Genomic DNA, 14,438 nt, shown 5'->3' with positions numbered 1-14,438 from the left:
TGAATCCATGAATGATGCCCCCTGGCCAAAGACCTATGCAGGGCTACGCGAACAGCTCCAGCAAGGATTAACCGGCTTTGCCCCCGGTCAGGGGCGCATCGCCCGACTTATACTCACAGACCCTGAGGGCACGGCCATGCGCAGCTTGGCCGAAAACGCCCACGCTGCAGGAGTCCACGAATCCTCACTTGTGCGCTTTGCTAAAGGACTCGGCCTGGAGGGCTATCCCGCGCTGGTCAGACTGTGCCGAGAGTACATCTCCGAACAGGCGCATCTGGTCCAACGCTTCGACAGTGCGCTGAAAGAGGCTGCCTCCCCTTCAGCGGACCTGGCCTTGAACGTTCTTGCGCAAGCGACGCAGCTCGAACAGCGCAACATCGCGGAAACCTTCGGGCGCATTGATCCGACCGACTGGGAACGGGCCGTCACGCTATTGGCCGAAGCCCCGGCCGTGCACGTGATGGGACTGCGTAAATGCCGGGCCGTCGCCGAGTTGCTCTCCTACCTGCTGCACATGGTCCGAAACCGCGTCTACCACGTCGACCCGCCCGCTGCGGGCCTGATTGACTGCGTGCGCGAATTCAATGCCGGCGACGTCTTCGTTGCCGTTTCCATCCGGCGCTATACACGCGCCACCATCAACGCCGCGCAGGAAGCGCGTCGCCGGGGGCTTAGAACCATCGCGCTGACAGATAACCCCGCCTCCCCCTTGGCGAAAAACGCGGATGTCGTGTTTTATGTACACAGTGACAGCCCCTACATCCTCCGTTCGATCACCGCCTTCATTTCCCTGGCCCAGTCACTGGCCGGTGCGACATCACTCAAGCTCGGAGCAAGCAGCCGCTCCCAGCTGCTAGTCGACGAAGAACTGCTTGAGTCTTTTGACGTCTACGCCGAAGCCTGGCCCGAAGGCGGCGACTAAAACACCCGGGCATCGGCTCCGAAGTAAGCAATCCTATTCCGCACTCGCCTCACCGCCTACGTTCAGCCCACTCCTATTGGCACATCATTCCGGGGACAACATATGCGCCGTTATCGGCGTCCAGGACCTGCCAGTTCAGCAATGTCGGCGACCGCCTCTACGATCAGAGAAAGTTAGCCGTCGAAAAGGTTATTCGGCCACGGAACGTGGTCGAATTTAGGTTTGCGCTCTAACCTCTGGGCCCAAGCTGCACGAATGCATCACGACGGAGGAGTGGAAAAGCGGAGGGTACACTCGGCAACACCTCTCGTAGTGTGCTGACGGTCGCAGGTTCACGGCTCAAGGTCACGCTGGACAGGAAACTGGGCCGTGAGACCTCGCCGCAGGTGAAGCTGCTGGCCGGGATGACCCTGCCGCCGCTCGTCAGGCAGTCCCGCCGTGCCCGTAATGCCCAGACTGATGAAGGCGGGCCGGCCGCCTCGCCGGAATAGAAGCTGGTGGTCGAGGCTGAAGCCATGACGGTCAGCGGGAGTCTGATTTCAGCAGTTCTGCATGGCGCATGATGAGGGAAGGGCCATCAGGACAGCAGAAAATATGACACATGCGGCTGTCGCCAAGAGCCAGGTTAAGGCCATCCTGCGTAAGTGTCCTTCTGTGAGTTCTTGGTAGTTCTCGCTGACCTTCGCACGATGGCTTTTCACATCGCCGGAGCGACACATCAAGCCCGGGAAACTACACCACTGCCAGGGACGCTACCTGCAATTATGTTGGCCAGGCGGTTCGGCTGGCACTCACGCGTCCTCGGCAGATTTCGGGAACCGCCGTCGAAGATCGTCCAGACGTGCCTGTGTTTCCTCTGCCTCGACGGAGAGTCCTAGGTCGCGAAGGCAAGTTCCGAGACGATCGAGAAGATGTATGAGGTGTTGCATGTGGTCATCTGGGTTTAGCTCAGCAGGCAACTGGAGATGGCCAACAGCTCGGGTAATTGCCTGCACGGCCTCATTACGACGGTCGAGTGCGCTTAACGATTCTCCTAGGAGAGCAAGCGCGTGTGCGAGCGAGACTTGGAGTTCGTTGTCGCTGGGGTCGCCGTCAACTAGTGCCTGCCACACGTTGGCTGACTGTTCGGCGGCGATAGCGGCTTCGGAATGCTCCAGGAGCCGGTTGTGGGCGTAGGCAAGCATGAAAAAAACAGCCGCCATGCTCCTGCGTTGGTCCCTGGCTCCACTCGACATGGCCCGATAGATCGCGATGGCGTCCATTAGAGGTTGAATAGAATCCTGCCATCGGCCTGCGGCGAAAAGAGTCTTCCCCAATTCTTGAAGGGCATCGCCGAGCGTTCTCATTGAATCGTGGTCATCGGGAGTCTCAGCAAGTGACGCCCGGCAGGATTGCACTCTTTGTGTCAAAGACACTACGGCTTCGTCCGCATCGCCCTTCTGGAGGAGGGCCTGCCCGAGAACTGAAGTAGCTGCGCTCAACCAGATCCGGGCTTCATCTTCCAGTCCTTCGAGCCCTTCAAGGACTTCGAGGGCTTTTCGCGCGTGCCTTACTGCAGCATCCGGTTGGCCAACCCTGGCGTGAGATGAAGCCAGCCAATAGAGTGATTGCCCGTACTCCAACCGTCTCTTGTGGTGTGCGGGAGACATCTGCCAAAGCAATTCCGCGATGTTCGCCCCACTCGCGAAGTGCGTGGCAGCCACCTGAAAGCGGCCAGCCTTTAACGAGGTATATCCGGCGTGGCGGTAGGCGTTGGAGAGTTTGATGGGATCTTCGCCGGGGGACGCGTCAGACTTGGCTCGAGCGAGTTCGAGGCCTCCTTCTGCCAAGTCGGCTGCATCCTCCCACCGCTCGTGCTTCATCGCCGTTTGAGCCAGATAAGCGAGCAAGAACGGGAGTTCGTCCTTAATCAATTCGCGAATCTCCGAGTCAACCTCCCGATCGTCGCGATCGGGGTTCTGATTTGAGCGGGCGGAGTATTTCGACGCGGAAGAATCGATGTTGGCTCGTGCCTCTCTTACTCGCCCCTGGTGCAGCTGAACGCTGGCAAGGAGAAGAGGGTCGCATTCCGTTCGCTCGAACCATTTTTCAGCTTCCCGCCACTCGCCCAACTGGGAGCACACGTACGCCAACCTTGTGTGGATAGGCTTGAGTCGGACCAAGCGGCCAATTTCCGTCTTTTCGTTGAGGCGGGCTGCCTGAAGCAAATAACTTTTCGCCTCGGTGAGTCGTCCTGCTATTGCCAGCTGCTGCCCAAGCTTTGCGAGCGTTGATGCCTCCTCATCCGCATTACTATCTTCAACTGCGCCGGCGGGCGGTCGGCTCTTCCAGAGTGATAGAGCGCTATCGAGCGCGGCCCGGGATTCGTTATCGTCAGACAGGTTCTGATAAATCTCGGCCAGTGCCAACCTGTCCGAAATCGGGGCATCGCTCGTCGACTTTCGTCCGGCCCATCGTTTTAGCAGTTCTGCAGCCTTTCTACGACGTTCCAGAGACAGTTCGGGCTGATCCATTTCTGCATCGATGTCTGCCAGGGAGACGAGGTATTCTGCCCGCAAATTGTCGTTGAGATCCGGGAGTGCCGCAAGGTCGCGGTATATCGAGGAAGCGGCATCCAGATTCTTGTGCGCTTCCGAGTGTCGTCCCAGTTCGCGTTGAGCGCGTCCAATGTTCGCTAAGCGCTCCGCCAGGTCAGCACGCCCTACAGCACCGCCACGGACTAGGTGCGGTTCCAGTATCTCCAGTTCCCACAGTCCCCGCTCGATATTTGTTTGGTCCGTCGATGGCGCGGAGAACCCCACAAGTGCGGTTGCCGTGCTTCGTGTCAAAGCGTTCAGCTTGGGTAACGCCGCGATGGGTCCTACGGCCGCCCGAATATTCTGGTTCTGTGCGTTGGCTGGATTCGACGTGAGCTCCCGCAGCCACTGCTCGGTCAGGACGGCGCCAGCTTGGGCGAGTTCCTCGGGTGCTGAGGTCTCACGGATGGCGCGAGCTGCCAATTGATGAATCGCGAGGCGGCCAGCCTGCCAGCTTCCTGTGAGCTGGATGATTTCGTAGTCAACGAGGCGTTTGACCCCGGCATGCATTCTCGTTCTGGTTGCCGGCAGATCTGTCTCACCTGCAACCCACTCGCAGATACTATCCCGCTGCCAGAGCCACGTGGGGTGTCCATCTGGATCCTGCAGGGCCGCGACCATTGCTGTCCGTTCCACCACGCCGTTCGGCATGTCTCGAGCAGCTTTGTCTAGTGCGACCTTCCAAGTGGCGCCAATGAGCGTTGGATAGCCTCCGGCATCAGAATAATCGGCCGCTTCATCCATTCGCGGGGACTCATGGAACTCTTTGACCCAGTCAGAGACAGTCATCCTGTTGGCGGCAATTGTGGAAGCCGCAATGGACAGCGCCAACGGGTGGTGCCTCACTGTGTCGGACAACCCGGCCCTGTCATGCACGGACGTCTCGGGCAGGCGGGTATTGAGAAATTCTTCAGCCTCGCCCGGAGAGAACAGCTCCGCTTCGACCTGATGGCCAGAGCCGCTGATCCGATGGGAGGCGCTCAATGTTGTGATGAGAACCCGTCCCCTCGGATTCGTCCCGGGTGGGACCAATTTGCGCTCAATTAGCTCTTCGGCGTTCGCGTCGTCTAAGACGATCAGCCAGCGCATGTCGGCCGTTCTCAGATGATGGAGTAATCCGCGCGCAAGCTGTTCTTCGCGATCCCCGGCGTGTGCTGCGACGGAGTTTTTGGGGCCACCATCAAGTCGTTCCGCTGCCCGTGCCAATTCCCGGGTTACGGCCACGGCATCGGCGGACTCCACCCAAATCAGCAAGTTGTGACGCTCGTCGTCTAAACCCCTGAGCGCTTCCTGCATGATCTTGCGAGCCGCGTAGGATTTCCCCAAACCAGGCCCGCCACGCAACCACACACGCCGATCGCCGCTGTCGTCGCTCCAATGGCGGTCAATCTCGTTCTCGAATGCACGAGGCTGATAGTGACCCCCCACCTCCGCAAAGTTACCAACAAGTATCTGATCGGTTGACGATCCTTTTGGTTCTGGCGGTAACGCGTCAGTTGGTACTTGGACCGCAGAGATGGGGAGGCCGGCGTCATCCACCTTGTCAGCCGTTGTCGATGCCCAAACAATCCTTCTGCTTCCTGGCTTGTCACCGTTCAGCATTCTCGCTCCGCCAACCGCTGGCGCTGACTTCGTTAGGGAGCCGAGGAACCATTGGGCGGCCAGTACGGCGAGCCTAGCCGTCTGCCTGCGGAAGGTGTCACCGGAAGATTTTCCTGAAACCCCCTTTTGGTTTCCGCGATCGGTCCAATGCATCCTCGCAAAGTCCTTGTGGGCGCCGGGGACTGGAATGTCGACCGTGACCTGCTTCCCATCCTTCAGGATTCTTCCTGGAAGCAACGGCAGCGAAGGACGCTGGTCATTGCGTTCCAGATTCCAGGCCACCTGAGCCAGAAGAAGGACCTCACGCTGGCTCAGGGCGCGGTTCTTATTGAGAACGCTACGCACCGTTCCGTCATCAGCCAGATTCTCGAAAGCCTCATAAAGCGAGTTCCTAAGCGATTCGGTGTTGGCGGAATCGACAAAGCTGTCGACAAATTGTCGCGCTGCGAAGGGCAATACTGGGCGCTCGAACTCATTGGGATCGAGGTGTTGACTGTCCGTCAGGCCGTATCGTGCGACCAAACTATGCAGATAGGCGGCGAGAACCACCACAGGCTCCGCTGTGTTCGGAGAGTCTCCCAAAATGAATTCGATTGCTTGTGTGAGTGTGCCGTTTACACGCAGCTCCGCGTTTCCCATGACTGGATTTTCTCACCTGTCGCACTTAATCTGCGCCAAGGCATCGCTAGGCATACGGGCAGTTGATGCCTAGCGATGCCCCGTTCGATCGTGGAACCAGCGTCAAACTGACGCAACCGGAACGGAAGGAACGCAGGACATGAACACAACCATTGCAGCGCTACTTATCGGGGCGGCTATTCTCGCTGCTTTTTCTCTTTGGCTTCTCACTTACCTGAGAAGCCAACGGTCATCCCGGCCCCGATTTGCCGTACCGCCCGTATACACGAAACATGCAAAGGAACGGATGCTCGAACGCCAGGTACAGCAGCACCACATCGAACAGGTTCTTGCCAAGCCCACTCGACAGATCCCGGATCGGGATAATGAGAGCGTGCGCCTCGAAGCCCAGATTGATGGACGGATCCTGAAGGTCTGGGTAGTAGCAGAACCCTGGATTACAGCAAAGAAAGCGACAGTAAAGACGACGGCGTGGGCTGACCTAGTCCAGACGTTTCAGATCCCGGCTGGTCAAACTGGAATCGTCATCGGGCCTGGGGGCTCCAGCATTCGCCAGATCGAGGCCGCCACGAACGCTCGGATAAGTATCGGCAGGACTGGGATGGTGACAGTTTCGGCCGGCTGTGCTGCGTCCGTTGAAGAGGCCAAACAGATGATCTTCAGAGTCATCGATCGCGCCCATGGCGCGGGCCCCAGCGGCTATCGAGCAGCCTGAAGTGCTCGTGCACAATCCTACGAAAAACGTAAGGAGGTGATCATGATGACCAGCAAGAATTCCAATGGCGCAGCTAAAGCGGGAGCCGTACCCCGCACGGTTTCTCCGGCGCGCCTTCAGCAGAAGACTGGCTCAGCCAACGCGTTCGGCGGCTACGAAAAGGTGAAGCATTCTAACAACACCTTCAGCATGCGTACAACGAAGAAGTGACTCGGAAGTAGGAAAGCGCCTCGTCCGGATAGCCTTAATGGCGGCCCCGGACGGGGCGCTATTCATAGGAAAGAAGATGCGTCCCCTCTAGATGAGGTTATTCGGTTACGGAACGTGGTTGAATTCCGCTTCAATGTCTGACGGTCTGCCGGCTTGCCCGGAGTGCCACGAGGCGTTCACCTACGAGCAGGGCCCCTTGCTGGTGTGCCCGATGTGCGGCCATGAATGGCCGAAAGACTCGGCCGAGACCACGCCCGAGACCACGCCCGAGACCGCTTCGTTCAAGGATGCCGTTGGCAATGTGCTCGCCGATGGTGACACAGTCACGATCGTCAAGGACCTCAAGGTCAAGGGCGCCGGTGGCGGTGTCGTGAAGGTCGGCACGAAGGTGCGCGGCATCCGACTCATTGAGGACGGCGTGGGCGATCACGACATTGATGCGACTGTTCCTGGGTTTGGGCGGATGCAACTAAAGTCCAGTGTGGTGAAGAAAGTCCTCTGACCCGCGGCCATTGCCCATGGATAGGGGTTTCGTCGTCGACGATCCTGTTCACAACTGGATCATCTAAACCAGTCGATGCGTCGTCCGCTGCGCTATCTGCGGCCGGGCCTCGGCGCCGGCCAACCTTTGGCGAGGAAACGGTCCGCCGCCCTGACAGGCTTTTTAGCCGAACTGCTTGCGCAGTGCTGCCCAGGCTTGGAAACCGCCGATAAGGTCGGTCGCACGGGTCAGTCCCAGCCGTTGCAGGGTGTGGGCAGCGAGGCTGGAGCTGTAGCCCTCATTGCAGACGACCACGATCCGTCGAGCGGGGTCGTCAGCGATCGGGAGCCGGTGGGGGCTGGAAGGGTCGAGCCGCCACTCGAGAACGTTTCGGTCAATGACGACCGCTCCCGGCAGATCTCCGTCGCGTTCTCGCTGATCGACCGGCCGTGTGTCAACAACAAGGGCGCCCCCAGCCATCTCCCGCTCAAGATCCGAAGCGTGAACACGCTCGAGCCCGATGCGGCTCTCAAGGAGTAGTTGGTCGATCGTAAGAGCCCCGGGGGAATCGTCGGGATCTGGACTGCGTTGGCAGGTCACGCCGCCGTCGTCGGAGATGTGACGCTGCTTCACCGTTTTCCTCGCTTTGCCTGCTTATCGGTCGGTCGTTCCAAGCGCAATGATGAGCTACTTTGGTCGTCAATTTCAAGGGTATGTCGTTGGCCGCAGCGCTCGGCACCGACTCGACCGCGTATGTGAGTCCTTGCTGTTGGTCACGGAAATGTCCCGGCAGGCTTGGACAGGGCTGAATGTCCAAGGACAGAAGCGCCGTTGCCGGCGTTCTCCGCCTGGCGGCTAAACGGTGCTGGTTCTAGGCCTGCGTGGCCTGTTCATGATGAAGTGGGACCATGGCAGCTGTCCGGGCGGCGAGGCGGATTCCGGGGCTGGCCTTGTATTTTCGACGGGGTCGGTGCACGGTGGGCATCCACTAGTTTTTACTGGAGTGCGTGATGGATTCTGCACGGAGCTTTGAATCGATTGTCATCATCTTCAATCCCAACAGCACCGGTGATGCACCGAAGTTGGCGGAGCAGTTGTGCGACGGGTTGAGGGAGCTGTTGTCCTATGCCCCGGATATCAGGCTGCAGCCAACGGGGCATGCGGGCCATGCCGTCACGCTGGCGCGTGAGGCGGCTGCCGGAGGCCGCGACGTGCTCATCGTGTCCGTCAGCGGTGACGGCGGGTACAACGAAGTGGTCAACGGTGTCATGCAGTCCGGCAACCCTAACGCGGTGTGTGCTGTGATGGCGGCTGGAAACGCGAATGATCACCGGCGGACCACGGGCACGATGCCGCTGGCAGAAGCGATCGCCCAGGGCCGGGTGCGGCATATCGACCTGCTGCGCATCCACACCGGCCAAGGGCCGGACGCTCCGGATGAATACGCGCACTCCTATGTCGGATTCGGTCTGACGCCGGTGATGGCGATCGATCTGGAAAAGGGGAGCAAAGGCGCCCTCAAGGAGATGTTCTCCGTGGTGCGGACATTTTCGAAGTTTCAGCCCTTCGCAATCCTCCAGAGCGACGGCAAGCGCCGGAAGTTCGACAGCATCGTCTTCGCTAACATTGCCGAGATGGCGAAGTACGCCACGCTCAGCGAGGCCGACGACAAGCTCTCGGATGGAAAATTCGAAGTGGTTATCTTCCCGCACATGTCCAAGTGGCGGGTCCTGCTGAAGGCCCTGCGCGCCACCACCCAGGGGCTCGGGGACCAGCCCAGCGTAAGCAGCTACGAGTTCACCACGCTCAAGCCCCTGCCCTATCAGATCGACGGTGAAGTGAAGTCCGTAGACGCCGGCACCTTCGTCAAGGTCGAGAGCGCACCCTCGGCCCTGCCGATTCTCGGCTAAACACGTTGCTTAGGCCGTCCCGCTACCCGCGGACGCGCCTGAGTCTGCGCGGCTTGCCTGGTGGGTGAACCTTCGCGGCCCCGAGTACTCCGCGGTCCCGATGACCTGGACCGGCCGTGATAGCGAACGTGAAGTGTCCAGGGCTACCGGGCAAGCCCGAGCGCTGCAGGGCAGCAGGGTCAAGCGCTGAAGCCGACTGCTTGGCTCCAGCGCCGCTTTCATCCTCCCTCCCGTTGTCGGAGGCCCCGTTAAGATTCCGTATTGGATAGCTTCGAAGGTTTAGGTACGGTAGGTCCGGGAATAAGTGGTGTCCGATCTGCCGGCCCGGTCTGCTCCTTCCCGTAAGGTGACCTGATGGATCCCAAAAGCGCAGAAACTCCAGCCGCGGCTGGAAGGCGCGGCACGCGCGGAACCCCGGGTGGGGACGCGGACACCAGAATATCGGCAAGGATCGTGACCACCGGCCGTTGGGACGCCCATGTTTACTCTCTGGCCGGGCCGCACGCCACGTCGGGAAACCCTGTTTTCGTGTTGCTGCACGGTATCGGCATGTCCCACCGCTACTACCGCAGGCTGCAGCGGATCTTGGCGGGACACGGAGAAGTCCATTCCTTCGACCTACCGGGATTCGGTGCTGCCGCGAAGCCGGACCGGCAGATTTCCGTCGCAGAGTATGCTGCTGTCATCGCGGGCACCCTCGTTGAGCTGGGCACCGGACCGGTCGTGGTGGTCGGGCATTCCATGGGAACGCAGTTCGCCACCGAACTTGCCCTGATACGGCCTGACCTGGTCTCGCACGTTGTGCTGATCGGCCCCGTTGTCGATTCAGCACGCCGAAGCGTCTTACTCCAAGCCCTCGCCTTGGGGGCCAACTCGCTCACGGAAAGCCCGGTGGGCAATGCCATCGTATTCACCGACTACGTGCGCTCCGGCATACGCTGGTACCTGACCGAACTTCCGGTGATGATGTCCTACGATCTGGAAGCGAGAGTGAGCCGGATCGCCCAGCCCGTTCTGGTAGTCCGCGGCTCACGCGATCCGGTGGCGCCCCGGTCCTGGTGCCAAAAACTGGCAGCCATCGCTGCGCACGGCCGCTTCCTGGAAATACAGGGCAAGCCGCACATCGTCCAGCACGGAGCGGCAACCAGAATGGCAGCCGGCATACTGGCATTCACCCGCTCCTAAGACCCGACCAAACCTGGGAAAGCGAACCTGATGAAGAAAGGGGCGCTCAGCATCAAGGAAACGGCAGGCCGTGAAACTGTCCCTGTTCGTGCCGACCCTGGCCGCATCCTGGCTGTTCTTCGTTATGTCCGGGTTCTATCCGATCTTCGGCCCCTCCTGCTCACCGCGGTGCGGTGGGTGCCGCTGACACTTTTCATCGCATCTCCTGTCTATCGGGGGCAGCCGGTGCGGGCTGGCACTGAGTTCCTGCTCTCCTGCTTGGTCATTACGGTCGCACTGACCAAGCCGTCCACTGACTGGACCTCGTCGGAAGGCTTTGCCGGGGCGGCGGTGCTGACAGGACTCCTGATGGCGGCCTGGGCCGGGCGCAGCAGCCGGTAAACATGCAAAAGGGCTGGTCGAACGCAGCGCCTGCGAGAAGGGTTGTACATAGAGAGTTCCCTTATGCTCGCTCTACCCTTGGCAAAGGCTAAGACCCGTTGAGGGGTACATAATAGCGAGTCGCCGCCGTTATCCGCTCCGGTTCGCCCAGGCTGGGTCCGCGGCTCGTCCGCGCCGCGGACCTGTTGGCCCAGGCGCTGGCGGATTCAACAATTCGGGAAAATACTCATTTTTGGTGGTTGCTTTCGCCTGGTTGGCGGGGCGATCCGCCTAGACGGAGAGCGAGGCCTCGGGCCGAAAGCGAGTCACTGGCCAACAGTCCTTGAACCGGGGATCCCGGAATGGCAGACGCTGCTGCCCGGCGTTCCGACACTTAGAAGGACATCGGGTGCCGGGGTTAGCTCGACGTCGTACCCGAGTGGAGCCTCTCCGCCGCCTGCCAGAACTCATCCACCCGCGCGTTCCAGGCGTCCGGGACCTCTTGGAAGGGCTGGTGCGCTTCCTCCTCCATTACCTCGAACCGGGCTCCGGGGATCTCATCGGCCACCGCCTTACCGAGCTCAGGGCGGCTCATCCTGTCGGCGCCGCCGGCGAGCACCAGTACTGGAACCTGAATGGCGTTCAGTCTGCCGGCCGTTACGTGCCGCGCGCAGGCATCGGCGAACGCGAGGAAGTCCTCCGTGCTCTGCTTGTGCGGGAAGGCCATGGCGTCCTCGATGAACCGGTTGACCGTCCCGTCATTGTGGGCCCTGGCGGTGTAGACCCAGATGAAGAACCCCTCCAGGAAGTCACGCTCGCTGGGCGCCAGCTCGGCTTGCCAGTGGAAGGCCCGGATCATCGTCTTCATGAAGTCGTCCATCGCTGACCACGTGCTTTGCAGCACCATGCTGCGGACGGCTTCGGGGTGGCGCAGCGCGAGCTCCTGGGCAATGATGCTGCCGCCGGAGAACCCGGCCACATGGGCCGAGGAGACTCCCAACGAGTGCAGCACCGCGGCAGCGTCGTCAGCCATCGCCTCCACGGTCGGCTGCCCCTGGGGCATGGCCGTCCGGCCAGCCCCGCGGTTGTCGAAAGCCGTCATCCGGTAACGGTCCGCCAGCCCGTCCAGCTGGAACTGCCAGGACTCCACTGTGTCCCCGAGCCCGCCGATCAGCAGCACGTCGGGGCCCTGGCCGACCTGCTCCGTCCAGGTCTCCAGCTCCCCGGCCTTCACATGCTGTCCCATACGACCCTCCAGGCTAGTGCGGTTGCCCGCTTGGCGGTCCCTGGCAGTGGCGGCGCCAGCCCTTGCCCGGCATCTCCCGGGTGATCCATTTCGGTATGCTACTCCCGCTCTGACCGGGCTGCCTAGGGGTTGTCGTTTCCTGCATGATGACGGCGGACGGCGGCTTCCCGGACCACCCTCAGCTTGTCTGAGTAGGGCGGAGGGGTGCTCCATGTCAGGGTCTTCAGGGAAGATCCGCCAATTCGCTCTTCCTTGAAAAGCAGGCACTCCGGTGGGTCTGTTGTCCGGTGACTCGGGCGAATCTATACTTGAGGCCACCACGCGCTGTTCCAGTGCATTGTCGGCTGGACCGTATTCCCGGGCCGGAACACCTCAGGGCGCGTCCTGGGCAGGTACCGCCCCGGGCATCGCCGGCACCGGCGAATTTTAATCCACTGCTGGATTAAGGGACGTCAAACCCCCGCGTCAGGGAAGCAACAGACCAATGAACACAATGGATCATGGCGACCAGGACGGCGAAACCGACCGCGCCCTGCAGGAGCTGCGCAGCCATCTGGCCGGGTCGGTGGTTGAACCGCAGGATCCGCTCTTTGACGAGGCCCGAGCAGTGTGGAACGGGATGATCGACGTGCACCCGCGGGCGGTTATCCGGGCGGGCACGGTTGCTGACATCGACCACGTCCTGGACATGGCGCGGAGCACCGGGCTGCCGCTGGCTGTGCGCGGGGGCGGGCATAACATCGCCGGCCATGGCACGGTCGAAGGCGGCCTGGTGCTGGATTTGGGCCAGTTGCGCGGTGTGGAGGTCGAAGCAGGGCAGCGGCTTGTGACCGTCGGACCCGGTGCGACTTTGGCGGACGTCGACCATGCCACTGTTCCGCACGGACTTGCCGTCCCGCTCGGGGTGATCAGCGCGACCGGGGTCGCCGGGCTGACCCTTGGTGGTGGTGTGGGCTGGCTGACCCGGTCCAACGGGCTGAGCTTGGACAACCTTGTCTCCGCCGACGTCGTCACCGCCACAGGCGAGCACTTGCAGGTCAGCGAGGAGCAAAACCCCGAGCTGTTCTGGGGCCTGCGCGGTGGGGGCGGGAACTTCGGAGTGGTCTCATCTTTCACCTTCCGGGCCCGTCCGTTGCCGGCTGCCGTACTGGGGGGAAATTTCTTCTACCGCCCGGAGCGTTGGAGGGACGCCCTGCAGGCCTTTGATCGCTGGACCCAGGACCTGCCCGATGAGATGAACCCGATCATCTCGATCCTGGTGCTGCCGCCCGACTTCGAGATGGGGGAGGAGCCGTGGATGATCATCGGCTTTGCCTGGGCCTCCGAGAACCATCAGCCAGGGCTCGAGTTGATTGGGCAGCTGCGGGAAGCGGCACCCCCGGACGAGGAGGAAGTGGGGCCCGCGGCCTGGCTGGAGTGGCAGTCCGCCATGGACAGCCTCTTTCCCAAGGGAGCCCGGGGGTACTGGAAGAACGTGTCATTCTCCAGACTGGATGAAGAGGCCGTCGATGTCCTGGTCGGCTTCGCCTCCGAGGTGACGTGGTTCGGAACGGGGATCGACATCCACCACATGCAAGGGGCCTTCGGACGTGTGCCCGAGGATGCGACAGCGTTTCCCAACCGTTCGGCGAAGTACTGGCTGAATGTCTACGGCTTCTGGAAGGACCCAGCGGAGGACGAGCGGCTCAGCGGGTTCGCCCGGAAGGCCTACGCCAATATGCAGCCGCTTGCCGAACACGGCCAATACGTCAACTTCCTCGGTGCAGAAGTCGGTTACGACGCCACCGACGCCGCGCGCCAGGCCTACGGGCCGAAAACGTACGACCGGCTGGTGGCCCTGAAAAACCGCTTCGACCCGCAGAACCTGTTCCGCCTCAACCACAACATCGTGCCGACGCCCTCAACGGCGGGGTCGCGGCCCTCTACGTCGCCATGAACTGGGGCGAGATGGCATCGAGTGCGCCCCGCCGCGTGTAGTCAAGGTGATTGCGGCGACCGTAGATTTCAAATGGTCGAGCCGGCCACGTAAGTCTCCGGCTTTATTGCCATGGAGCCGCCCACCTGTTGGACTGTTGGCCCGCGCCGAGAACCGCATGTCGGACGCGTCGAGACCGTTGGAGACTGGGCCTGCTCTCAGCTGATGAAGGGCATGACTTGGAATGTCACGAGGTTGTACACCAGGACACCGAGCACGCCTGTCGCGCCGATACCGATCGCGGCACCTGAGAGCACCTTCCCTGTGGGCTGCCGTGCGCCTCTGGTTCCAAGGACAAGGGCTAAGAGATCGAGGACGAGCACAATGCCCCAGGCGATGGTCCAGAACGTGAAAAGGTTGCCGTAGTCCCCACGGGCCGCCGCCTGCTGCGCGGCCAAGGGCGCGGCGAATGTGGTGAATCAGGTGAACACGACCGCGACCAGCGCGCACGCGAATGCCACCCGCGTGGTCACGTCAGCGCGCGGCCGGGTCGAAACCGGTTGTGTGGGTGAGTCTGACGAGGCATCAGGGAAAGTCTGCGGATTGCTCATACTCCGGAGTCTAGTGTCGGCCTAGTATCAATCCCGGAACCAAAGGGCTTCAGTCAATCCGCACTC

The 14,438-nt window shown here is 61.4% G+C and carries 14 protein-coding genes; 9 read left to right on the top strand and 5 right to left on the bottom strand.

The features are described 5' to 3' along the window. Positions 1-7: 7 nt before the first annotated feature. Positions 8-922 (top strand): MurR/RpiR family transcriptional regulator, encoded by a 915-nt coding sequence (locus tag AC5RVZ_RS19640; protein WP_494067397.1) that lies wholly within the window; start codon positions 8-10, stop codon positions 920-922. 314 nt (positions 923-1,236) lie between these two features. Further along, positions 1,237-1,413, top strand: coding sequence for a hypothetical protein (locus tag AC5RVZ_RS19635; protein ID WP_494067396.1), 177 nt, complete (start codon positions 1,237-1,239; stop codon positions 1,411-1,413). Positions 1,414-1,713: 300 nt separating this feature from the next. Here AC5RVZ_RS19635 and AC5RVZ_RS19630 read toward each other — a convergent pair whose 3' ends face one another. Continuing rightward, entirely contained in the window at positions 1,714-5,739 is a 4,026-nt protein-coding gene (locus AC5RVZ_RS19630) for a tetratricopeptide repeat protein (protein ID WP_494067395.1), read from the bottom strand. Positions 5,740-5,878: 139 nt separating this feature from the next. On the opposite strand from AC5RVZ_RS19630, the gene AC5RVZ_RS19625 reads away from it, so the two are divergent. The 3 genes from AC5RVZ_RS19625 to AC5RVZ_RS19615 all read left to right on the top strand — a co-directional run bounded on the left by AC5RVZ_RS19625 (position 5,879) and on the right by AC5RVZ_RS19615 (position 7,166). Next, positions 5,879-6,454 (top strand): KH domain-containing protein, encoded by a 576-nt coding sequence (locus AC5RVZ_RS19625; RefSeq protein ID WP_494067394.1) that lies wholly within the window; start codon positions 5,879-5,881, stop codon positions 6,452-6,454. A gap of 42 nt (positions 6,455-6,496) precedes the next feature. Beyond that, a complete protein-coding gene (locus tag AC5RVZ_RS19620) occupies positions 6,497-6,664 on the top strand; it encodes a hypothetical protein (protein ID WP_493995442.1) in 168 nt (55 codons plus the stop codon). A gap of 133 nt (positions 6,665-6,797) precedes the next feature. Next, positions 6,798-7,166: a zinc ribbon domain-containing protein YjdM gene (locus AC5RVZ_RS19615; protein WP_494067393.1), complete on the top strand. Its 369-nt coding sequence runs from the start codon at positions 6,798-6,800 to the stop codon at positions 7,164-7,166. Between the two features lie 162 nt (positions 7,167-7,328). On the opposite strand, the gene AC5RVZ_RS19610 is transcribed toward AC5RVZ_RS19615, so the two are convergent. Continuing rightward, on the bottom strand, positions 7,329-7,625 hold the full coding sequence (locus tag AC5RVZ_RS19610) for a rhodanese-like domain-containing protein (protein ID WP_494067568.1): 297 nt from the start codon (positions 7,623-7,625) through the stop codon (positions 7,329-7,331). 530 nt (positions 7,626-8,155) lie between these two features. On the opposite strand from AC5RVZ_RS19610, the gene AC5RVZ_RS19605 reads away from it, so the two are divergent. From AC5RVZ_RS19605 to AC5RVZ_RS19595, 3 genes are all read left to right on the top strand, one after another. Then, entirely contained in the window at positions 8,156-9,055 is a 900-nt protein-coding gene (locus AC5RVZ_RS19605; RefSeq protein WP_494049624.1) for a diacylglycerol/lipid kinase family protein, read from the top strand. A 453-nt stretch (positions 9,056-9,508) separates the two neighbouring features. Further along, positions 9,509-10,240 (top strand): alpha/beta fold hydrolase, encoded by a 732-nt coding sequence (locus tag AC5RVZ_RS19600; protein ID WP_494067392.1) that lies wholly within the window; start codon positions 9,509-9,511, stop codon positions 10,238-10,240. 30 nt (positions 10,241-10,270) lie between these two features. Beyond that, positions 10,271-10,621: a hypothetical protein gene (locus tag AC5RVZ_RS19595; protein WP_494067391.1), complete on the top strand. Its 351-nt coding sequence runs from the start codon at positions 10,271-10,273 to the stop codon at positions 10,619-10,621. 397 nt (positions 10,622-11,018) lie between these two features. Here AC5RVZ_RS19595 and AC5RVZ_RS19590 read toward each other — a convergent pair whose 3' ends face one another. Beyond that, entirely contained in the window at positions 11,019-11,846 is an 828-nt protein-coding gene (locus tag AC5RVZ_RS19590) for an alpha/beta fold hydrolase (RefSeq protein ID WP_494067390.1), read from the bottom strand. Between the two features lie 484 nt (positions 11,847-12,330). Between AC5RVZ_RS19590 and AC5RVZ_RS19585 the strand changes: the two genes are divergently transcribed. Further along, positions 12,331-13,782, top strand: coding sequence for an FAD-binding oxidoreductase (locus AC5RVZ_RS19585; RefSeq protein ID WP_494067389.1), 1,452 nt, complete (start codon positions 12,331-12,333; stop codon positions 13,780-13,782). A gap of 197 nt (positions 13,783-13,979) precedes the next feature. Here the strand turns inward: AC5RVZ_RS19585 and AC5RVZ_RS19580 are convergent, their stop codons facing one another. Further along, positions 13,980-14,219, bottom strand: a complete 240-nt coding sequence (locus tag AC5RVZ_RS19580) for a hypothetical protein (RefSeq protein ID WP_494067388.1) — start codon at positions 14,217-14,219, stop codon at positions 13,980-13,982. Between the two features lie 21 nt (positions 14,220-14,240). Next, a complete protein-coding gene (locus AC5RVZ_RS19575) occupies positions 14,241-14,372 on the bottom strand; it encodes a hypothetical protein (protein WP_494067387.1) in 132 nt (43 codons plus the stop codon). Between the last annotated feature and the right edge of the window lie 66 nt (positions 14,373-14,438).

The sequence above is a fragment of the Arthrobacter sp. Cza30 genome, assembly GCF_059090765.1.
This window is presented reverse-complemented; position numbering and strand designations above follow the sequence as displayed.